At 72.7% G+C, this 20,325-nt stretch carries 17 protein-coding genes; 4 read left to right on the plus strand and 13 right to left on the minus strand.

The features are described 5' to 3' along the window. Nucleotides 1-63 precede the first annotated feature (63 nt). On the minus strand, nucleotides 64-708 hold the full coding sequence (locus AOM01_RS11800) for a response regulator (RefSeq protein ID WP_082110226.1): 645 nt from the start codon (nucleotides 706-708) through the stop codon (nucleotides 64-66). Then, nucleotides 705-2,054 carry a sensor histidine kinase gene (locus tag AOM01_RS14460; RefSeq protein ID WP_062293751.1) on the minus strand — a complete coding sequence of 450 codons (1,350 nt, stop codon included), beginning with the start codon at nucleotides 2,052-2,054 and terminating at the stop codon, nucleotides 705-707. The genes AOM01_RS11800 and AOM01_RS14460 overlap by 4 nt, the downstream gene beginning before the upstream one ends. A 237-nt stretch (nucleotides 2,055-2,291) precedes the next feature. On the opposite strand from AOM01_RS14460, the gene AOM01_RS11810 reads away from it, so the two are divergent. Continuing rightward, nucleotides 2,292-4,460 carry an MMPL family transporter gene (locus AOM01_RS11810; RefSeq protein ID WP_062293754.1) on the plus strand — a complete coding sequence of 723 codons (2,169 nt, stop codon included), beginning with the start codon at nucleotides 2,292-2,294 and terminating at the stop codon, nucleotides 4,458-4,460. A gap of 68 nt (nucleotides 4,461-4,528) precedes the next feature. Here the strand turns inward: AOM01_RS11810 and AOM01_RS11815 are convergent, their stop codons facing one another. The 5 genes from AOM01_RS11815 to AOM01_RS11835 all read right to left on the minus strand — a co-directional run bounded on the left by AOM01_RS11815 (nucleotide 4,529) and on the right by AOM01_RS11835 (nucleotide 11,343). Then, nucleotides 4,529-5,482 (minus strand): L-lactate dehydrogenase, encoded by a 954-nt coding sequence (locus tag AOM01_RS11815; RefSeq protein ID WP_062293756.1) that lies wholly within the window; start codon nucleotides 5,480-5,482, stop codon nucleotides 4,529-4,531. An 82-nt stretch (nucleotides 5,483-5,564) separates the two neighbouring features. Continuing rightward, entirely contained in the window at nucleotides 5,565-6,182 is a 618-nt protein-coding gene (locus AOM01_RS11820; RefSeq protein ID WP_062293759.1) for a hypothetical protein, read from the minus strand. A gap of 59 nt (nucleotides 6,183-6,241) precedes the next feature. After that, on the minus strand, nucleotides 6,242-8,809 hold the full coding sequence (gene pcrA / locus AOM01_RS11825) for a DNA helicase PcrA (protein WP_062293762.1): 2,568 nt from the start codon (nucleotides 8,807-8,809) through the stop codon (nucleotides 6,242-6,244). A 149-nt stretch (nucleotides 8,810-8,958) separates the two neighbouring features. Continuing rightward, nucleotides 8,959-9,762: a hypothetical protein gene (locus AOM01_RS11830; protein ID WP_062293764.1), complete on the minus strand. Its 804-nt coding sequence runs from the start codon at nucleotides 9,760-9,762 to the stop codon at nucleotides 8,959-8,961. Nucleotides 9,763-9,831: 69 nt separating this feature from the next. After that, nucleotides 9,832-11,343 carry a DEAD/DEAH box helicase gene (locus AOM01_RS11835; protein ID WP_082110228.1) on the minus strand — a complete coding sequence of 504 codons (1,512 nt, stop codon included), beginning with the start codon at nucleotides 11,341-11,343 and terminating at the stop codon, nucleotides 9,832-9,834. 232 nt (nucleotides 11,344-11,575) lie between these two features. Here AOM01_RS11835 and AOM01_RS11840 point away from each other — a divergent pair, with 232 nt between their 5' ends. Further along, nucleotides 11,576-12,271 carry a hypothetical protein gene (locus AOM01_RS11840; protein WP_062293767.1) on the plus strand — a complete coding sequence of 232 codons (696 nt, stop codon included), beginning with the start codon at nucleotides 11,576-11,578 and terminating at the stop codon, nucleotides 12,269-12,271. A 7-nt stretch (nucleotides 12,272-12,278) separates the two neighbouring features. On the opposite strand, the gene AOM01_RS11845 is transcribed toward AOM01_RS11840, so the two are convergent. Next, on the minus strand, nucleotides 12,279-12,929 hold the full coding sequence (locus AOM01_RS11845; protein ID WP_062293770.1) for a response regulator: 651 nt from the start codon (nucleotides 12,927-12,929) through the stop codon (nucleotides 12,279-12,281). Further along, nucleotides 12,926-13,945 carry a sensor histidine kinase gene (locus tag AOM01_RS14635; RefSeq protein ID WP_062293773.1) on the minus strand — a complete coding sequence of 340 codons (1,020 nt, stop codon included), beginning with the start codon at nucleotides 13,943-13,945 and terminating at the stop codon, nucleotides 12,926-12,928. Before AOM01_RS14635 ends, AOM01_RS11845 begins: the two co-directional genes overlap by 4 nt. Before the next feature lie 154 nt (nucleotides 13,946-14,099). Here AOM01_RS14635 and AOM01_RS11855 point away from each other — a divergent pair, with 154 nt between their 5' ends. Both AOM01_RS11855 and AOM01_RS11860 read left to right on the plus strand, forming a co-directional pair. Beyond that, the gene (locus tag AOM01_RS11855; RefSeq protein ID WP_062293776.1) at nucleotides 14,100-15,710 is read left to right on the plus strand and encodes a PspC domain-containing protein; all 1,611 of its coding nucleotides are present in this window, start codon (nucleotides 14,100-14,102) and stop codon (nucleotides 15,708-15,710) included. After that, a complete protein-coding gene (locus AOM01_RS11860) occupies nucleotides 15,707-16,219 on the plus strand; it encodes a hypothetical protein (RefSeq protein ID WP_062293779.1) in 513 nt (170 codons plus the stop codon). The genes AOM01_RS11855 and AOM01_RS11860 overlap by 4 nt, the downstream gene beginning before the upstream one ends. A gap of 145 nt (nucleotides 16,220-16,364) precedes the next feature. Here AOM01_RS11860 and guaA read toward each other — a convergent pair whose 3' ends face one another. The 4 genes from guaA to AOM01_RS11880 are packed head-to-tail and all read right to left on the minus strand — an operon-like array spanning nucleotide 16,365 to nucleotide 20,204. Next, entirely contained in the window at nucleotides 16,365-17,936 is a 1,572-nt protein-coding gene (gene guaA / locus AOM01_RS11865) for a glutamine-hydrolyzing GMP synthase (RefSeq protein ID WP_062293782.1), read from the minus strand. Then, a complete protein-coding gene (locus AOM01_RS11870) occupies nucleotides 17,933-18,280 on the minus strand; it encodes a DUF3817 domain-containing protein (protein WP_062293785.1) in 348 nt (115 codons plus the stop codon). Before AOM01_RS11870 ends, guaA begins: the two co-directional genes overlap by 4 nt. After that, entirely contained in the window at nucleotides 18,277-19,038 is a 762-nt protein-coding gene (locus tag AOM01_RS11875; RefSeq protein WP_062293789.1) for an SURF1 family protein, read from the minus strand. The genes AOM01_RS11870 and AOM01_RS11875 overlap by 4 nt, the downstream gene beginning before the upstream one ends. Further along, nucleotides 19,035-20,204: a GGDEF domain-containing protein gene (locus tag AOM01_RS11880; protein ID WP_169746560.1), complete on the minus strand. Its 1,170-nt coding sequence runs from the start codon at nucleotides 20,202-20,204 to the stop codon at nucleotides 19,035-19,037. The genes AOM01_RS11875 and AOM01_RS11880 overlap by 4 nt, the downstream gene beginning before the upstream one ends. Nucleotides 20,205-20,325: the final 121 nt, after the last annotated feature.

Here is a 20,325-nt window from a genome sequence, read left to right on the forward strand (position 1 = left end):
GGGATGCGCGGGCAGGCTCCGCGTGTCGCGCGCCAGACCGTGCTCAGCGAAGTGACGGCGGGGTCAGGGCGCGGTGTCGCCCGGGGACACGAAGCCGCTCTCGTACGCCACGATCACAGCCTGCGTGCGGTCGCGCACCCCGAGCTTCATGAGGATCGAGGCGACGTGCGACTTCACGGTCTCCACCGCCACGAACAGCTCCGACGCGATCTCACCGTTCGAGCGGCCCCGCGCGAGCGCGCGGAGCACGTCCTGCTCCCGTTCGGTGAGGTCGGGAAGGCTCTGCGTGCCCGCCGTCGCGAACCGCTCGATGACGGCGCGCGTCGATGCGGGGAACAGCAGTGACTGCCCGGACGCGACCACGCGGATGGACTCGATGAGCTCCGCGGGCGGCACCCGCTTGAGCACGAACCCCGAGGCGCCCGAGCGCATCGCGTCGAACACGTACTCGTCGACCTCGAACGTGGTGAGCACCAGCACGCGCGTGGGCACCCCCGCCGCCACGATCTCGCGGGTCGCTGTCAGCCCGTCGACGCCCGGCATGCGGATGTCCATGAGCACGACGTCGGGCTTCTCACGCGTGGCCAGCGTGACCGCCTCGGCGCCGTCGCCCGCCTCGCCGATGACCTCCCAGCCCGGTTCCGAGCCGACGATCGCGCGCAGGCCCATCCGGACCAGCGGATCGTCGTCGACGATCGCCACCCTCACGCGTCCACCTCCACGCGCAGATCGTCCCACGGGGACCCCACGGGTGCCGTGCGGAGCGCCGCCTCGAGCGGCAGCAGCGCCATCACCCGGTAGCCGCCGTCCGCCGTGGGACCGATCGCGGTGCGCCCGCCCAGCAGCGTGACGCGGTCGCGCATCCCCGAGACGCCGTGCCGGCGGCCGGTGCCGCCGCCCACCCGCTCCCCGACCGGGGCGCCGTTGACCACCTCGATGCCCAGGGCATCGTCCTCCCGCGCGACCCTCACCCGGACGGTCGCGCCGGGCGCGTGGCGCGCCGCGTTGGTGAGCGACTCCCGCACGATCCCGAAGGCCGCGCGCCCGAGCGCGGGAGGCACCGCCACCACGTCGACCTCCGCGTCGACCGTCATGCCGGCCTCGCGGGCGGCGTCGATGAAGCGGGGGATGTCGGCGAGCGTGGGCAGCGGCGCGCGCTCCGCCTGCTCGCCGCGGATGGTCGCGATGATGCGGTCGAGCTCGCCCATGGCGGCGCGGCCGCGCTCCTCGATGTTCCTCAGCGCCTGGCGGGCGAACTCCGGGTCGGTGTCGAACACGTGGGCGCCCGCGCCCGCCTGGACGATGTTCATGGTGATCATGTGGCCGATGCTGTCGTGCAGCTCCTGGTCGATCCGCACCTGCTCCTCGGCGAGCTCGGCGCGCGCGGTCGCGGCCTTCGCGATGTCGGTGTCGCACAGCCCGAGCGAGCCGCGCGCGGCCACCACATGCACGCCGGCCATCCCGCGCACCGCCCACGCGGGCAGGTGCGCGACCACCAGCACCACGGGGCTGCCGACCGCGACCCAGAAGGTGACGGTGTCGACCACCGCGCGCGCCTCGGCGTCCACGGTGCCCCACCCCAGCGCGTCGAGCAGCCCGGTCTGGTACGCCAGCGCGATCACCACGGCGGCGATCAGCGACACCGGCACCACGAGCGCCACCACCGCCACCGCGAACCCCAGCGGCGCGAGCACGATGCGCCCCGCGATCCACCCGAGCGCGCGCCACGAGGGCACGTCGTGGAACGGCGCGAGCGCGCGCTTGACCCGCCCGCCCTGCGGCACGCGCATGGGCGCCGGGGGCAGCACGCACGCGTCGATGAGGGCGTTGGCGAGGCCGCGCTCGAAGCTCTGGATGGGCCGCAGCGAGGCCTGCACCGCGAGCAGGATCAGCAGCCCGACCCACAGCACCGCGAGGCCCACGCCGAGCGCGTACATGGTGACCGCGTAGACGAACAGCACGATCGCGATCGGCAGCGAGATGAGCAGGTAGCCGATCGCGGTCCAGGTGCGCGCCTCCCATGAGGCGGCGAAGTAGGTGCGGACCAGATCCATACGGACATGGTGCCGGGCGAGGGCACCCGGCGTCCTCATTCCCACGGATGGGACCCTTCCCCCGGACGGGGGAGGCGCACGCACGAATCCCCCATGAGGGTCACACGGCTCTTCACCCGCGCGAGGCCCACGATTCATCCGGAAGCGGGCCGCGCCACGCCGCGGTCGCTGCCTACGTTCGAGAGAGCCGCACCCGGGCCACCCGGCCCCACCGCGGCACCCACAGGGGGAGGACCCATGAACATCGGACTGACCGGGCGGATCGCCCGAGGCGCGGCCGCCCGGCCGTGGCTGACCATCGCGGCCTGGCTGGTGGCGATCGCCGCCGCCGTGCTCGCCGCCGGGGGGCTGGGCGACAGCCTCACGCAGGACGACCGCGTGCTGGTCGCCACCGACTCGCAGGAGGCCGACGACCGCAACCAGGAGCTGCGCGGCAGCGCCTCCGCCACCGAGAGCGAGACCGTGGTGGTCCGCGCGGACAGCGCGACCTTCGGCGACCCGGCCTTCGACAAGGTGATCGCCGGCGTGGTCGCGGGCCTCGACGCCATCCCCGGTGTGGTCGAGGTGACCGCACTGACCACCGACCAGCCGTTCCCCGTCTCCGAGGACGGCACCGCGGCGCTCGTCACCGCAGAGGTGATGCCGGACGACGAGGACGCCGTCGCGCTCGAGATCCAGCGTGCGACCGCGGCCGCCGACGTCGAGGGCTTCACCCTGCTCAACCTGGGCGAGGTCACCGCGCAGCAGGCGTTCGACGCGATCGCGGAGGACTCGCTCGCGCGGGGCGAGATGATCGGCATCTCGGTGGCGCTGGTGATCCTCGTGGTGGTGTTCGGCGCGCTGGTCGCCGCCGGCCTGCCGCTCATGGTCGCCGCCGTGTCGATCGTGACGGCGCTCGGCGCGACCGCGATCGTCGGTCAGGTGTTCGAGCTGTCGTTCTTCATCGTCAACATGATCACGATGATGGGGCTCGCGCTCGGCATCGACTACAGCCTGGTCGCGGTGCAGCGCTTCCGCGAGGAGCTTGCGCACGGCCGCACGGTCAAGGACGCCGTCGCGGTCACCGGTTCGACCGCCAACCGCGCCGTCATGTTCTCGGGCATCACCGTGGTGATCTCCCTGATCGGTCTGCTGCTGGTGCCGTCGACCATCATGCGCTCGCTCGGCGCCGGCGCGATCCTGGTGGCGATCATGTCCGTGATCGCGGCGCTCACGCTGCTGCCCGCGGTGCTGCGCCTCCTGGGTCACCGCGTCAACCGCGGGCGCGTCCCTACCGCCCACCCGGGTCGCGAGCCCAAGGCGTGGACCGCGATCGCGCGCACCGTCATCGCGCGCCCCGCGATCTCAGCCGGGTTGGGGCTCGCGGTGCTCGTCGCGCTCGCGCTGCCGTTCCTCTCCATGCGCCTCACCTTCGCGGGCGTCGAGTCGCTGCCCGCGGACAACGAGATGCGGCAGGCCTCCGAGGTGCTGGTCGACCAGTTCGGCCAGGGCCAGAGCGGCACGGTGGTCGCGATCGACGACGCCGGGTCCGCGACCGTCCAGGTGGAGCGGCTCGCGCGCACCATCGAGGACGACCCGGCCTTCGCCGAGACCGCCGTCGACTGGCACGGCGACGCGGCGTTCATCGACACCCGCGACGTCAACGACGCCTCCTCCGTCGAGGCCGAGCAGGCGATCGAGCGTCTCCGGACCGTCATGGTCCCGGCCGCGCTCGACGGGACGGACGCGGTCGCCTACGTGGGCGGCGACCAGGCGGAGTCCGACGACTTCACCGCGACCATCCTCGACTACGCCCCGTGGGTGGTGCTCACGGTGCTCGGCGCGACGTTCGTGCTGCTGCTGGTCGCATTCCGCACGCTCGCCATCCCGCTCACCGCGATCGTGCTCAACGTGCTCTCCGCGGGCGCGGCGCTCGGCCTCCTCACCGCGGTGTCGCAGTGGGGCTGGGGCGCGGAGCTGTTCGGCTTCGCGCAGGTCGACGGCATCGCGCCATGGCTGCCCCTGTTCCTGTTCGCGGTGCTGTTCGGGCTGTCGATGGACTATCACGTGTTCCTCATCAGCCGCATCAAGGAGCACTACGACCGCACCGGCGACACCCGCGAATCCGTGGTGTTCGGCCTGTCCCGCACGGGTTCGCTCATCACTGGCGCGGCGCTCATCATGGTCGCGGTGTTCCTGGGCTTCGCGCTCGGCGACCTCGCGGAGTTCCAGCAGATGGGCTTCGGGCTCGCCGCCGCGGTCATCATCGACGCGACCGTGGTCCGCACGGTCCTGGTGCCGTCCATCATGACGCTGCTGGGCCGCCACAACTGGACCCTGCCGCGCTGGCTCGGCTGGATCCCGCAGGTCCGGATCGAGGGCGCGGCTCCCGAGCCGCCGCGCGAGAAGGAGCTCGTGGGGGTCTGACGCCTACAACGGACGATGCGCCGGGAGCCTCGGGCTCCCGGCGCATCGTGCCGTGTGGCGCGGTGGGGTCAGCCGACCCCGAAGCGCTGAGCGGTCTCCTTGATGGAGCGGGCGGACGCCTCGAGCAGCGCCCTCTCCGAGTCGTCCATCGGGGTGGTGGCCTGGTGCTCGATGCCGTTGCGGCCGATCACGGCGGGCAGCGACATGCAGACCTCGCCGACGCCCGGGTAGTCGATGAGGGTCGAGACCGGCATGATGCGCCGCTGGTCGCCCAGCACCGCCTCGACGATGCGCGCGCCCGCGGCGCCGACGGCGTAGTTGGTCGCGCCCTTGCCCTCGATGATCGTGTACGCGGAGCGCATCACGTCGTGGTGGATCTGCTCGCGCACCTCGGGCGTCATCACGATCTCGCCGTCGCGGCCGCGCCACTCCATGAGCGGCTGGCCGCCGATGGTCGCCGAGGACCAGAGCGCCACCTCGGAGTCGCCGTGCTCGCCCGCGATGTATGCGTGCACGTTGCCCACCGCGATGTCGCAGTACTTCGCGACCTGGTGGCGCAGGCGCGACGTGTCGAGCGCGGTGCCGGAGCCGAACATGCGGCTCGGGTCCATGCCGGACTTCTTGATCGCGGCGTACGTCACCACGTCGACGGGGTTGGTCACCAGGATGTAGATGGCGTCGGGCGCGACCTCGAGCAGGGGCGGCAGCACCTTGTCCATGAGGGAGATGGTCGCGCCGGCGAGGTCCATGCGGGTCTGGCCGGGCTGCTGCTTCGCGCCGGCGGTGATGACCACCACGTCGGAGTCCTCGACCACGCCGATGTCCGAGGAGCCGAGCACCGTCGCCTCGGGCATGAACTGGATGCCCTGCGCCAGGTCGAGGGCCTCCGCCTCGACCTTCGCGGTGTTGATGTCGTACAGCGCGACGGTTCGCGCGAATCCGCGCATCAGGCCTGCGTAGGCGAGGGTCGAGCCCACGGCGCCCGCGCCGACGATCGACACCTTCGAGGTCTTGTCCGACATGCCATCCTCCTGGGGTAACGGTCCACGACGAGCCTAGCGGCGGGCGGCGGACCGCGTCGCGCGCGAGGGACGATGCGGCGGTTCAGCCCGCGTCGGACAGGCAGAAGGTCTCGGCTCCCGGCAGGCCGACGCCGGACGCGTGACCGCCCTCGCCGAGAGTCCAGTTGATGTCCGCCCACGCGATGACGTCGATGCAGCCGTCGCGGCCGATCCCCCACCACGGGTAGATCTCCTGATGCATCTCCATGCCCTCGGCGGGGTCGAGGTTGCCCACGTCGAGGCGGATCGAGGAGTTGTCACATCCGAACGTGGTCTCGCCGAGCGTGTCGCCCATCGACGGCGGCCCGAAGTCCCACTGGCCGCAGGTCGCGTCGCCCACCACGATCCCCGCGTCCAGCGCCGAGAGCTCGCCGGTGCCCTCGCATCCGGTCCCGGCGTGCACGCTCGCGACCGTGTCGCCCACGAGCGACGTGTCCGTCCACACGCGCCAGGGCAGCGCCGCGATCACCGGGCGCCGCTCCGTTCCCTCGAGGGTGGTCGAGAAGCCGACGTCGACGCAATGGCCGGACTCCTCGTCCGTGAGCGTCCACTCGCGCTCGACGGGCACCGTGGTGGCGGAAGCCGCCGGCACCCACGGCACCGCCAGCGCCGCCACGACCGCCGCCACGGCGACCGCTCCCGCCCATGCCCACCCGCGCATCGTCCCCCCCCTCGAGGCTCGGCATCGACGCCTACCTGGGGGAACGCTAGCGCCGGGTGCTACAGCTTGTCGAGGGAGTTGAAGCGCAGGACCAGCCGCTTGACCTCGCCGCCGAAGTCGACCTTCACCACGGCGTTGCGACCCACGCCCTCGGTGCCGACCACCTTGCCCATGCCGTGCTTGTCATGGAGGACGCGCTCGCCCACCTCGAAACCGATGTCGCCCGAGCCGACGCCCGGCGGGCTGGGAGGCACGCGGCGGCTCCTGACGGCGCCGGCGCGCGCGTACGTGTTGCCGTCCTCGCGATCCTGGTTGCCGCCGTGACCGCCCGAGCCGTAGCCCATGCCCGACCACGCGCCGCCACGCGACGTGCCGCGGTCGGACTGCGCGCGCAGCGAGGACATGGTCACCGCGGCACGGGTCCACTCCATGAGCTCCGCGGGGATCTCCTCGACGAACCGGCTCGCGGTGAAGTACTGCGGGGCGCCCCAGCTCGAGCGGGCCTCGGCGCGCGTGAGGTAGAGGCGTTCGCGGGCGCGGGTGAGGCCCACGTAGGCGAGGCGACGCTCCTCCTCCATGTCCTTGGTGTCGCCCGACTCGATCGACCGCATGTGGGGGAACGTGCCGTCCTCCATGCCGGTGAGGAACACCACGGGGAACTCGAGGCCCTTGGCGGTGTGGAGCGTCATCATGGTGACCACGCCGCCGGTGCCGTCGGTGTCGGGGACCTGGTCCGCGTCCGCGACCAGCGCGACCTTCTCGAGGAAGTCCGCGAGCGTGCCCTCGGGGTTCTCCTCGGAGAACTCGCGGCCCACGGCCACGAGCTCCATGATGTTCTCGATCCGGCTCGCGTCCTGGGGGTCCTCGCTCGACCGCAGGGCGGCCAGCAGGCCGGTGCGGTCCGCGATGGCGTCGAGCACACCCGCCGGGCCGTTGTCCGCCGCGAGCGCGCGCAGGTCGTCCATCAGCCGCACGAAGTCCGCGATGGCACGCTGCGAGCGGGCCTGGATCGGCGCATCGTCCAGGCGGCGCAGCGCGGTGCCGAAGCTGGCCGCCTCGCCCGCGGCCACCAGGCCGCGCCGCACGCCCTCGACCGCCTCGACCGCGGTGTCACCGATCCCGCGCTTGGGCTCGTTGATGATGCGGCGGGTCGCGACGTCGTCGTCCTCGTTCACCACGGCGGCGAGGTACGCGAGCATGTCCTTGATCTCCTTGCGCTCGTAGAAGCGCGTGCCGCCGACCACCTTGTAGGGGATCTCGGCGCGGATGAAGCGCTCCTCGACGGCGCGGGACTGCGCGTTGGCGCGATACATGATGGCGATGTCGGTGGGCGCGACGCCGTCCTCGTCCATGAGTCGCTTGATCTCGGTCGCGATGTACTGCGCCTCGCCCTGCTCGGTGTCCGCGGCGTAGCCCTTGATCTTCTCCCCCGCGCCCGAGTCGGTCCACAGGTTCTTGGGGCGGCGGTCCGCGTTGTTCTGGATGACCGTGTTGGCGGCGGTGAGGATGTTCTGCGTGGAGCGGTAGTTCTGCTCGAGGCGCACCAGGTGCGCGTTCGGGTAGTCCTTCTCGAACTCCATGATGTTGCGGATGGTGGCGCCGCGGAACGCGTAGATCGACTGGTCCGCGTCACCCACGACGGTGAGCTCGCCGGCCGGCAGGCTCGCGTCGTCCGACGGGCCCACGAGCTCGCGCACCAGGACGTACTGGGCGTGGTTCGTGTCCTGGTACTCGTCGACCAGGATGTGGCGGAAGCGCTCGCGGTAGGCGCGCGCCACCTGGGGGTGGTGCTGCAGCAGCGCGACCGTCTTCACGATGATGTCGTCGAAGTCCACCGCGTTCGCCGCCTCGAGGCGCCGCTGGTACAGCGGATAGGCGGTCGCGGCGGCGTGCTCGATGGAGAACTTGGACGCCATCGAGGCGCCCGCGAGCGCGACCTCGGGTTCGATCAACTCGTCCTTGAACTTGCCGATCCGCCCCAGGATCGCCTTGGGCGTGAACTTCTTGGGGTCGAGGTTCAGCTCCTTCATGACGAGCTTCATGAGGTTGACCTGGTCGGACGTGTCGTAGATCGAGAAGGTGCTGCTCAGGCCGGCGAGCTTGTGGTCCGCGCGCAGGATCCGCACGCAGGCGCTGTGAAACGTCGCGACCCACATGCCGCGCGCCCCGGGGCCCACGAGCGCCTCGACGCGCTCGCGCATCTCCGCCGCGGCCTTGTTGGTGAAGGTGATCGCGAGGATCTGATGCGGGCGCGCGCGGTGGGTCTCGAGCAGGTGCGCGATGCGGTGCGTGAGCACGCGGGTCTTGCCCGACCCGGCGCCAGCCATGATGAGGAGCGCCTCGCCCTCGTGGGTCACGGCCTCCGCCTGCGGCGGGTTGAGCCCCGCCACCAGGGACGATGCGTCGCGCACCGGCCGGTTCGCGGCCGCGGCAGGCCGGTGGTGGCCCGAGAGGATGGGGGCCGGCGGGATCCACGCGTCCTCCGGCTCGGGCTCGTAGGCCTCGTCGGGCGCGGGCTCGAACCACTCCTCCGGCTCGGGCCCGACGGGCTCGGGAGCGGAGTTCGCGGGCGTGGCGGGCTGGGGCTCCGAGGGATCGGTGCCGTCGAGTTCGAAGAGCGCATCCATGACCCGGAAAGTCTAGGCGCTGCCTCCGACCCCCGCCCCCGCCCGAGTTCGCTGAGCACGGTCTGACGAGCGACACGCCGCCAGGTCTCGCCTGTGAACGTGTCCAGGCCCGCGTGTCGCGGCCCGGACCGTGCTGCGCGAAGGTGGGCTCAGGCCTTCGGGGACGTGCCGAACGCCTCGAGCGCCTCGAGCGCCTCGTCCGCCGCGCGGCGCACGTCCGGGTCCGGATCGTCGTCGCACAGCCGGATCAGGTCACGCCACACGTTGCGGTCGCTCACGGAGCGGTGCATCTTCGCGAGCAGCTCGTGGCAGCGGGCGAACGTGACGCGCCCCTCGGGCACCTCGTCCGCCGCGAGGCAGCTGAGATGCGGCGCGAGCGCGACGAGCATCTCCAGGGCCTCGTCGACGCTGTCGGCCTCGCTCGAGGCCGCAGGCGCGACGACACCCGCGACCACCGCATCGGCGACGGGATCGCCCGACGGGACCGGCGCATCGTCCCCCGACGCGCTCTCGGGCTCGAACACGAGGTCGGGCACCACCGCGAGCGGGAAGGCCATGGTCGGCAGGGACGGATCCGGGCTCGCGACGGGCGACGCGGCACGATCCGCGACCACCGGCACCTCGCCGGACTGGCGGGGCAGCTGGATCACCTCGTCGGGCTCGACACGCGGCGGCGCGGCGGGCGAGGCGGCCGCGAGGCGCATGGGCAGGCCCGCCGAGGTCTGCTCGAACGGGCCCACATGCTGAGGCACCGCGGCGAGCGGCGGCGGAGCGGGCGGCGAGGGATTCGCCTCCCGATCCTGCTGGCGCACGGACCACGGCCGCGCGTTCCAGTACTCATGCGCACGCGTGCGGCGCGCGCGCCGTCCCACGAACCCGTCGTCACCGGGCGCGACCGCGCCCGCTGGCGGCGCGGCGGTCCGCATCAGCCCCTCAGCCTCGTTGCCCCCCATGGGACCGACCATAGGACGGACCGCCTCAGGGCACAACCCCTGCGACGCTACCTAGCAGGGATATCACCGTTATCGTGCGCGGCGGCGGCGCGACACGCCGGAACCTCCGCGCGAGGAGAACGCCGCGGCGCCTCCGGTGCTCCCGGCTGACGCGGCATGACCGGTCGAGCCGCCGCGCGTGGCGGGGCGCTGGGCACGCTGCTGCGAGCCGCCCGTCGAGGCGCCGGCCCCGGACGAGGCACCCGCACCACCGCGGCCACGACCACGACGACGACCGCCGCCGCGTGCCTGGTCGCCCGAGCCCGAGCCCGCACCCGAGCCCGCACCGGTACGCGAACCCGCGCCGTTCCGCGGCGCCTTGGAGCGCTGCGCGGGCTGCGGCACCGGGCCCGCGGCGGTCGGCGCGACGAACGCGGCGACCTCGCCCACCAGGCGCGTCACCTGCGACGACGTCGCGCTGACCTCCTGCGGCTTGACGGTGATGTTGGCCTTGCGCAGCAGCTGCTGGGTCTCGCGGCGCTGCTCGGGCATCACGACGGTCACCACGTCGCCCGCGGAGCCCGCGCGCGCGGTGCGGCCGGACCGGTGGAGGTACGCCTTGTGCTCGGCCGGCGGGTCCACGTGGACCACCAGCTCGACGCCGTCGACGTGGACGCCGCGCGCCGCGACGTCGGTGGCGACCAGCACGCGGACGGTGTCGCCCGCGAAGGCCGCGAGGTTGCGGTCGCGCGCGTTCTGCGACAGGTTGCCGTGCAGGTCGACCGCGGGGATCCCGGCGGCGGTGAGCTGCTTCGCGAGCTTCTTCGCCTGGTGCTTGGTGCGCGTGAACAGGATGCGGCGGGACGTGCCCGACGCGAGCGTGTGGATGAGGTCGCGCTTGGCGTCCGCGCCCGCGACGTGGAACACGTGGTGGGTCATAGCCTCGACGGGGCTGTCCGCGGAGTCGACCGCGTGCGTGACGGGGTCGGACAGGAACCGCTTGACCAGCTTGTCCACGCCGTTGTCCAGCGTCGCGGAGAACAGCAGGCGCTGGCCACGCTGCGGTGTCTTGGACATGATCCGGGTGACGCCGGGCAGGAAGCCCAGGTCTGCCATGTGGTCGGCCTCGTCGAGCACGGTGACCTCGACGGCGTCGAGCGACACGTGGCCCTGGCCCATGAGGTCCTCGAGGCGGCCGGGGCAGGCGACCACGATCTCGACGCCGGCGCGCAGGGCGCGCTCCTGACGCTGCTGGCTCACGCCGCCGAAGATGGTGGTGGTGCGCATGCCGAACGCCTCCGCAAGCGGGGCGATGACGGCGTCGATCTGGGTGGCGAGCTCGCGGGTGGGCGCCAGGATGAGGGCGCGGGGGCGGCCCGGCTTGGCGCGGCCGCCGCGGGCGCCGAGGCGCGCGGCGGTGGGCAGCGAGAACGCGAGGGTCTTGCCGGAGCCGGTGCGGCCGCGGCCCAGCACGTCGCGTCCGGCGAGCGTGTCGGGGAGCGTGCCCACCTGGATGGGGAACGCGTGGGTCTTGCCCTCGCGCTCGAGGACGTCCGTCAGCTGGACGGGCACGCCGAGCTCGGCGAAGGTGGTGGAGGACATTCAGGTGCCTTTCGGGCAGGGGACGATGCGCACGTCGCCCGGGCGGGCGAGCGCACCTTCTTTGGTGGCGAAGGCGGAGGTGTCCGCTCTCGTTCGCCGAAGAGAATTTCTACGAGCCGCGCAGCCGGGATCCCCGGGCGCTGGCGAGAAGTGGAAGCAATCCGCGACGCAGGAGGGCCGTCATCGACCCTGCAAGTACCCCCAAGGGTAGCAGGCGCGGCAGAATCGCCTCATGACGGCGATCCCTGAGGGCGCCCGCGGCGAGCACCGCTGGCCGGCGGTCGCCGCGCTGCTGGTCGCCTTGGCCCTCTACCTGGCGCTGCCGTCGACGTTCCTGCCGACGCTGCGCTACGCGGTCGTGGGGATCGGGCTGCTGCTCCTCGTCCCCCTCCTGGTGGTCAACCCGGTGCGCATGCATCGGCAGACCGCGTGGACGCGCGGGATCTCCGTCGCCCAGGCGCTGCTGCTCGCCGCCGCGAACCAGGTGATGCTGGTCGAGCTGATCCTGTCCCTGGTCGAGCCCACCACCGGGTCGGGCACCCGTCTGCTCCTGTCCGCCGCGCAGGTGTGGCTCACCAACGTCATCGCGTTCGCCCTGGTGCTGTGGGAGCTCGATCGCGGCGGGCCGGTCGTGCGCCGCGCGCTCGACCGCGCCGACCTGCCGCCCGCGGACATCCGCTTCGCGCAGGACGAGGACCACGACGCGATCGAGGAGGTCGCGGCCGCCTCCTCGCGCCTCGCCGGCTGGCGGCCCAGGTTCGGCGACTACCTCTACTCGTCGCTGTCGAACTCGATGGCGTTCTCCGCCTCCGACTCGATCCCGCTGTCGGTGCGCGCCAAGGCGCTGATGGGGCTGCAGGCGTTCTCGGGGTTCGTGCTGCTGGCGCTCGTGATCGCGCGCGCGGTGTCGCTCTTCAACCAGGGATGAGCGCCGGTCAGACGATTCGGCGCTGCGCCGCCCAATGCGCGAGCTCGTGCCGGTTGGACAGCTGCAGCTTGTGCAGCACCTTGCCCACGTGCGTCTCCACAGTCTTGATGGAGATGAAAAGCTTCTCCCCCACCTCGCGGTACGTGTAGCCGCGCGCGATGAGCCGCATCACCTCCTGCTCGCGCTCGGTGAGCTTGTCGAGGTCCTCATCCGCCGCGGCCACCTCGCCGCCCGCCGCGCCGAACGCGTCGAGCACGAACCCGGCCAGCCTCGGCGAGAACACCGCGTCCCCGGTGGCGACGCGGCGCACCGCATCCGACAGGTCTGGCCCGGAGATCGACTTGGTGACGTAGCCGCGCGCGCCGGCCCGGACCGTCGCGACCACGTCCTCGGCGGAGTCGGATACGGACAGCGCGAGCACCTTGGGCGCGCCGGGATGGTGCAGCACCTCCGCGAGCACGTCGAGCGCACCTCCTCCGGTGCCGCCGGGAAGGTGCACGTCGAGGATCACCACCTGGGGCGCCTTGGCACGGATCTCCGCGACGGCGGACTCGACGTCGCGCGCCTCCCCGATCACGGAGATGTCGGGCTCCAGGCTCTCGCGAACCCCCACTCGGATGACGTCGTGGTCGTCCACGATCACCACGGACACGGTCATGGCTGCTCCTCCCGGGGCATGGTGATGGCGACCTCGGTGCGGCCGCCGGGCGCGGAGGCGACCTCGGCGGTGCCGCCGTGACGGGCCACGCGCCCGATGATCGAATCGCGGATCCCCAGGCGGCCCGCGGGCACCGCCGCGAGGTCGAAGCCGGGCCCGCCGTCGCGGATGAAGACCTCGAGGCCCGCGGCGGTCACCTCGGCGTAGACCGAGTACGGTCCGCGAGCGTGGCGCGCCGCGTTGAGGACGGCCTCGCGCACCGCGCGCACGGCGGCGGCCAGGCCGGGCGTGGTGGGCGCGTCGCCCACGGTCACCACCTCGACCTCGACGGCGTGAGCATCCTCGACCTCGGCCACCACGGTCGCGAGCGCCGTGGCCACCGACTCGTCGGTGGTGCGCCGGTCCTGGTAGAGGTAGGCGCGCAGGTCGCGCTCCTGGGCCCGCGCGAGGCGCGACACCGCGGCCGGGTCGTCCGCCTTCGCGCGGATGAGCGTGAGGGTCTGCAGCACGGAGTCGTGCAGGTGCGCGGCGATCTCCGCGCGCTCGAACTCCCGCACGCGGCGCTCGCGCTCCACGCCCACCTGGCGCAGCAGCCTCAGCCACCACGGAGCGAGCACCAGTGCGAGCGCGGTGATCACCACGATCGGCACCACCACGGCACGCACCACCGGGTTCCATCCGCCGGTCCCCATCGCGAACCAGCCGAGCGCGCCCAGCGCGAGCGCCACACCCGCCACCGCCCGCAGCCACGCGTCGCGCGAGAACAGCCCGCCCACGTCAGGCCGCCGCGCGTCGAGCTGCACCGCGTTCTCGAGCGGGCTCCACACCAGCACCACGGCGACCACGAACAGCAGCAGCGGCATCAGCCACCAGGCCAGATGCGCCCACTCGTACTTCTTCACCAGCAGCGCCGCCGCGATGCCCAGCAGCACCAGGCCCACCGTGGCGCGCCACCACTGCACGGCCGGGGAGCGACGCTCCAGCGGCCGCGCCAGGCGGGTCGCGGGGGCGGTCATGGCACCACCTTCGCACAGCGGCCGGCCCTCGCTCGTCGGCCACCGGGACGATGCGCGGCGCACCCCAGGATCAGGGTGCGAATCAGGGTGCTCCCTCATAGCGGGCCCGCGCACCGCGGCGCGAGACTCGAGGAAGATCCACAAGGAGAGACCCATGACTCAACCGCAGACCCCTCCCGCCGAGGCAGGGTTCTTCGCCACCATCCGCGGATGGGGCATCACCCGCAGCGATGCCCGCGTGTTCAGCGGCGTCGCCGGCGGCATCGCCGAGCGCCTGAACTGGTCGCGTGCCTGGACCCGTGTGGGCCTCGTGGTGCTCGCAGTTTTCCTCAACGGGGTGGTGCTGCTCGCGTATGCCGCCGCGTGGGCGCTGCTGCCCGACCGCCAGGGCAGGATCGTCGTCCAGGACTTCGGGCGCGGGGTGCCCAACGTGGGCGCGCTCGTGGGCATCGGCATCATCGCGATCCTCGGGCTGATCGGCCTGGGGGACACCGGCGGCCCGTTCCGGTTCGACACCGCCAACTGGCCGTGGAACGCGGTGGACAGCGGTCCCGCGCACGGGCTCCTCACCGCGTTCGCCGTGATGCTCGCGGTCGTGGTCCCCCTCGCCGTGATCGGCGGCGTCATCTTCTTCATCGTCATGATGGCGCGCCGCAACCGCGAGCGCGGCGAGCAGCCCCCGGGCACGCCGCCCGTGTACGCGGTGCCGCCGGCGTGGGCCGCCGACCGCCGTGCCCAGCGCGACGCCTACCGCGCCGCCCGCCACGAGCAGCGTGCGCAGGAGCGCGCGAGCGCCGCCGCCTACGCCGCGACCGCGGTCGACGAGGCCGTCACGGCCGCCAACGCCGCCGCGGAGCAGGCGGCCGCCACGGCTTCCACCGCGTACGCGGCGTCCAGCTACGGCACCCCTCCCCCCGCATACGCGCCGGCCGCCGCCCAGCCCGCCCCGGCATCGTCCCCCGCCCATCACGGCACCCCGTACGCCGCCCGCCCGCCGCGCGCGCCGCGGGTGCCGGGCCCCGGCGCACCCTTCTACCTGCTCACGCTCGCGTGGCTGGTGATCTCCGGCGCCGGGATCGTGTGGGCGGACTGGCAGGAGCTCCTCGCCGTGCACCCCGTGATCGCGTGGGGCCCGCTGTTCCTCACCGGCCTGGGCGTCATCCTCGTGCTGGTCGCGGCGACGGGCCGCCGCATGGGCTTCCTCGCGTTCCTGTCCGCGGTGGGACTCATCCCCGCGGCGATCCTCATCGCGAACGCGGACGACTTCCGCGACGGCTGGGCCGACCAGTACCTGCCCGAGATCCAGGTCGACGGCTTCGGCAGCGGCCCGCAGGAGGCGACCGGCGACGCGGTCACCGAGGTCGAGCCCGACCCGATCGACACGTTCGACGCGCTGTCCGCGTTCGACGGCGACTACGCGACCATCTCGCTGCCGTCGGGCTGCTACGCCACCGAGGACGTCCCGTCCTCAGCCGGCGAGTCCCGCGGCCTGGTGAGCATCGACCCGAAGGACCCGGGCGCGGAGACGCTCACGGCGGCGTTCACGACCGTCCGCATGGCCGCGGACACGTCCTTCACGCTCACCACGAAGGGCGGCGCCTCGGCGACCGTCTACTGGCCCGACCGGGAGGTCGCGTGCGACCTGTGGGACGGCACCGGCGTCTCGCTGTCGAACCCGGGCGCGACCGACGCCGCACTGACCGCCGATCCGTTCGACGGCTACGCGACCATCATCATCGAGGAGTCCGAGGAGGTGGCGCGATGAGCGCCGAGATCCGTCCCCGCCGTGGCGCCGCCGAGCGCGTCACCGGCGTCATCTGGGGGGCCATCGTGGCCGCGGCCGGCGCGTTCACCATCGCCGCGCTGTCCGGCTACGACGTGGACCTCGAGGTCCTCGCGATCGTCGCGCTGGTGGTGCTGGGCGGCTGGCTGCTCGCCTCCGCGCTCGCCGCCGCGTCCCGGCAGTCGCGCCAGGAGCGGGCCGCCGTCGCGAGCACCTCCCGCACCGCGGGGGACGATGCGCGGGTCGCCGCGGTCGACGAGGTCGGGGCCCCCGAGGGCTCCGCCCCGTCGGGTGGTTCCGCCGCCCCGCTCGCCCCCACCGCCGAGATGCCCGCTCCCCGCTCGCAGACGGACGGTCACACGTGGGCCGAGCCCGCGCAGCGGTGGGACGAGACCGCGGACACCGAGGTCATCGAGGCGGAGGCCACCGCACCGGTGTCCGACACCCCCGATCCCGAACCCGCCGACGGCGAGCGCAGGACGGATCAGTAGCGCGTCCTGCATGCAGGAGACATCTCTCCTGCATGCAGGACCGCATGCGGATCGGTCCTGCATGCAGGACCCGCACCAGCCGGCCCGGCACCCCCGAGCAACGGACGAGGCCCCGAGCATCAGCTCGGGGCCTCGTCCGTTCAGCTCACTCCCACTCGATGGTGCCCGGCGGCTTGCTCGTGACGTCGAGCACCACGCGGTTGACCTCGGCCACCTCGTTGGTGATGCGGTTGGAGATGTGCGCGAGCACCTCGTAGGGCACGCGCGACCAGTCGGCCGTCATAGCGTCCTCGGAGGACACGGGGCGCAGCACGACCGGGTGGCCGTAGGTGCGGCCGTCGCCCTGGACGCCCACCGAGCGGACGTCGGCGAGCAGCACCACGGGGCACTGCCAGATCTCCTGGTCGAGGCCGGCCTTGGTGAGCTCCTCACGGGCGATCGCGTCGGCGCGCCGCAGGATCTCGAGGCGCTCCCACGTGACCTCGCCGATGATGCGGATGCCCAGGCCGGGGCCGGGGAACGGCTGGCGTCCCACGATCTCCTCGGGGATGCCCAGCTCGCGGCCCACGGCACGGACCTCGTCCTTGAACAGGGCGCGCAACGGCTCGACCAGCGAGAACTGCAGGTCGTCGGGAAGCCCGCCCACGTTGTGGTGGCTCTTGATGTTCGCGGCACCCTCGCCGCCGCCGGACTCGACCACGTCGGGGTAGAGCGTGCCCTGGACCAGGAACTCGACGTCCTCGCCGTGCGCGCCGGCCTCCTCGACCACCTGGCGCGCGGAGTCCTCGAACACGCGGATGAACTCGCGGCCGATGATCTTGCGCTTGGTCTCCGGGTCGGACACCCCGGCGAGGGCGCCCAGGAAGCGGTCCTTCTCGTCACGGATGATGAGGCGCACGCCGGTCGAGGCGACGAAGTCCTTCTCGATCTGCTCGACCTCGCCGGCGCGCATGAGGCCGTGGTCGACGTGGATGCAGGTGAGCTGGTCGCCCACGGCCTTCTGGACCAGCGCGGCCGCCACGGCGGAGTCGACGCCGCCCGACAGCGCGCAGATGACCCGCTTGGAGCCCACCTGCGCACGGATCAGCTCGACCTGCTCGTCGATGACGTTCGACGGCGTCCAGTCGGGCTGCAGGCCCGCGACGTTGTAGAGGAAGTTCTCGATGGCGTGCTGGCCCAGCGGCGAGTGCTTGACCTCGGGGTGCCACTGCACGCCGCACATGCGCTTGTCGAGGTTCTCGAACGCCGCGACGGGCGCGCCCTCGGTGGTGGCGAGGACGTCGAAGCCGGGGGGCGCCTCCTGCACGGAGTCGCCGTGGCTCATCCAGACCTCCTGGACGGCGGGGCTGCCCGCGAGCGCGGTGCCGGCGGTGCCCACGGACGCCTGGGTGCGGCCGTACTCGCGCAGACCGGTCTTCGCGACGGTGCCGCCCATGGCCTGCGCCATGGCCTGGAAGCCGTAGCAGATGCCCATGACGGGGACGCCGGCCTCGAACAGTGCGGGGTCGATCTGCGGGGCGCCGTCCTCGTACACGGAGGAGGGGCCGCCCGAGAGGATCACCGCGGCGGGGTTCTTCGCGAGCATGTCCGCCGCGCTCATCGAGTGCGGCACCACCTCGGAGTAGACGCTCGCCTCGCGCACGCGGCGCGCGATCAGCTGGGCGTACTGGGCGCCGCAGTCGACGACGAGGACGGGACGGTGCTGGGTCTCGGTCACTTGGCCTCCTCCAGTTGGGCCGAGACCTCCGCGTGCACGCGGCGCTCGGCGAAGAACGACAGCAGGGGGACCACGCCGCCGGCGGCCATGTAGACCAGGCGCCCGAGGTCCCACTTCATGAGCATCCACAGCTGGGTGACCGTGGCGAGGTAGACGATGAACACCCACCCGTGCAGGATCGCGATGGGCCCGAGGATCGGGTCGAGCGTCTCCTTGAGATCCTCGAGGCCCGGGATGTACCTGATCAGGCCCACGAACACGATCATCAGCAGCGTTCCGGTGACGAACGCCATGACGCGGTATCGCTGCAGCGCGCCGGGGATCTTGCTGGAAGCGTCGCTCACGCGCCGTCCTCTCGGGTTGGGGGAACGCGTCCATTGTCCCGTATCCAGCGCACGGTGATGAACAGCGCGAACGCCCCGAACAGCCACCACTCGAGCGCGTACGCGGCGGACCGGAAGTTGAGCTCCGTGGTCGGCGGCAGCGGCTCGAGCGCGGTCCACGTCTCGGTGCCGTCGTAGGACACCAGCAGCGCGCTGTAGAGCGGCGCGGGCCAGGTCTGCGCGAGCTCCGAGGTGGCCATCGCGGAGGACCAGAAGGTGCCCTCGGCCGGGTCGGTCGTCGGGGTGGACGATGCGGCGGACGCCTCGGGCGCCCGGAGATAGCCCTCGATGGTCGCCTGGGTTCCCGGGGCATCGTCGACCCCCGCGACGTCGCCCTCGGGGCGCCAGCCGACGACGACGGCGAGGGTCGCGTCCTCGCCGGTGCCGGTCTGATCCGCGGGGACGGTGAGCGGGCGCACCAGCATCTCCGCGGCCGCGCCATCGACCTCGCGGCCGGTGACCACGGCGGCGTCCTCGTCCGCCCAGGTGCCCGTCACGGTGACCTGGCGGCCGTACGCGAGGCCTGCCGACTCCGCGGGCAGCAGCACCTCGGCGAGCGGGACCGCGGGTTCCGGCTGGACGGTGCGACCGGTGGTGGACGCGCGGGTCCACTGCCACCAGCCGAGCGCGCCGCAGACGCCCACCGCGAGCAGCGCGATGAGCACGGCGGAGATCACGCGGCCCCAGAGGATGGCGCCGCGGTCGGTGGCCGCCGTCACCGGCCGCGCACCACGGGGGTCGGCGCGGTGGGTGCGTCGTCGTAGGGGCGCGCGCACACGCGGTCGCGGCCCGCGAGCTTGGCGTCGTAGAGCGCGTCGTCGGCGCGCTTGACCACGCGGCGGCTGGCGCCGTCCGCGACGCCCGAGGACACGCCGATGGACAGGGTGACGCGATGGGAGTGGTCGCCGCACGCGACCGGGGTGTCCCGGACGATCCTTCTCATGCGCTCCATCATGACGGCTGCGTCGGCCAGCTCGGTATCCGCGAGCACCACGATGAACTCCTCGCCGCCCCAGCGGCCCAGCTCGTCGGCGGCCCGCACCTCGCCGCGCAAACGATCGCCGAGCGCCGCGAGGACCCGGTCGCCGCACGCGTGGCCGTGCTCGTCGTTGAGCTCCTTGAAACGGTCGAGGTCCGCGATCGCGACGCAGTATGTGCCGACCGCCGCGCTGCCGAGCTGCTCGAGCCGCGCGATGACGGGGCGACGGTTCGCGAGCCCGGTGAGGGGATCCGTGTTGGCGAGGTAGGCCGCTCGCTCGGCGTACCGCGCGACCTCCGCCCGCGCCGCGCCGGCGCGGTAGTGCGCGACCACGGACAGGACGAACATCAGCGTCGCGGTACCGATCGCGTTGACCGCGAACACCGCGCTCAGCTCGCTCGCGACCGCGTACGGCCCGATGCCGGGCGCCGCGAGCTGGGCGACCAGGAACGCCGTCGCGGAGATCACCACGAACAGCCAGCGCCAGCCCCGCTGACGGTCGGTGAACATGAGGAACACCAGCTGCGCGGACGTGATCATGTAGAGGTGGTGGCCCGAACCCCAGCCCAGCACGAACGCCATGTCGATCATGCCGATCGTGGCGGCGGTCAGGTACAGGGCCGCGCCCGCGAGCTGCCGCCCCGCGCGCACCAGGAGCAGCACGCCGACGAACGCGAGGAGCGTACCCAGGCTGAACCAGGGCATCGGACCCGTCATGATGCCGGGGTACGTGAGGTAGCGCAGGGTGAAGCCGACGGTGGTGCCGATCGAGATGAGCGCGAACGTCCGCACCGTGCCCGCGGCGGCGCCCTCGGCGCCCGTCAGGCCGCCGGCGCTTCGGTCGAAGAAGCCGGAGAGCAGCGCGGAGACGCGGGCGTACCTGTCGACCTGGTCCTCGGTCGCCATCATCCCCCCCCTCGCGTCGCACGGCCGCGTGCGCGAGGGAGCATCGGGCCTGACCCCTCAGCGCGGCCTCCGCTCAGAGTAGGCGGGCCGCGCCGAAAGCACGAGGGCAGGCGGGGTGCGG

This window comes from Demequina phytophila, from assembly GCF_000971135.1.
Classification (GTDB): Bacteria; Actinomycetota; Actinomycetes; order Actinomycetales; family Demequinaceae; genus Demequina; species Demequina phytophila.

Excerpts from the sequence above, each read along its gene's own strand:
- AOM01_RS14460 (WP_062293751.1), bottom strand. The coding sequence starts at position 2,054 with ATGGATCTGGTCCGCACCTACTTCGCCGCCTCATGGGAGGCGCGCACC.
- AOM01_RS11810 (WP_062293754.1), top strand. The coding sequence starts at position 2,292 with ATGAACATCGGACTGACCGGGCGGATCGCCCGAGGCGCGGCCGCCCGG.
- AOM01_RS11815 (WP_062293756.1), bottom strand. The coding sequence starts at position 5,482 with ATGTCGGACAAGACCTCGAAGGTGTCGATCGTCGGCGCGGGCGCCGTG.
- AOM01_RS11820 (WP_062293759.1), bottom strand. The coding sequence starts at position 6,182 with ATGCGCGGGTGGGCATGGGCGGGAGCGGTCGCCGTGGCGGCGGTCGTG.
- pcrA (WP_062293762.1), bottom strand. The coding sequence starts at position 8,809 with ATGGATGCGCTCTTCGAACTCGACGGCACCGATCCCTCGGAGCCCCAG.
- AOM01_RS11830 (WP_062293764.1), bottom strand. The coding sequence starts at position 9,762 with ATGGGGGGCAACGAGGCTGAGGGGCTGATGCGGACCGCCGCGCCGCCA.
- AOM01_RS11835 (WP_082110228.1), bottom strand. The coding sequence starts at position 11,343 with ATGTCCTCCACCACCTTCGCCGAGCTCGGCGTGCCCGTCCAGCTGACG.
- AOM01_RS11840 (WP_062293767.1), top strand. The coding sequence starts at position 11,576 with ATGACGGCGATCCCTGAGGGCGCCCGCGGCGAGCACCGCTGGCCGGCG.
- AOM01_RS11845 (WP_062293770.1), bottom strand. The coding sequence starts at position 12,929 with ATGACCGTGTCCGTGGTGATCGTGGACGACCACGACGTCATCCGAGTG.
- AOM01_RS14635 (WP_062293773.1), bottom strand. The coding sequence starts at position 13,945 with ATGACCGCCCCCGCGACCCGCCTGGCGCGGCCGCTGGAGCGTCGCTCC.
- AOM01_RS11855 (WP_062293776.1), top strand. The coding sequence starts at position 14,100 with ATGACTCAACCGCAGACCCCTCCCGCCGAGGCAGGGTTCTTCGCCACC.
- AOM01_RS11860 (WP_062293779.1), top strand. The coding sequence starts at position 15,707 with ATGAGCGCCGAGATCCGTCCCCGCCGTGGCGCCGCCGAGCGCGTCACC.
- AOM01_RS11880 (WP_169746560.1), bottom strand. The coding sequence starts at position 20,204 with ATGGCGACCGAGGACCAGGTCGACAGGTACGCCCGCGTCTCCGCGCTG.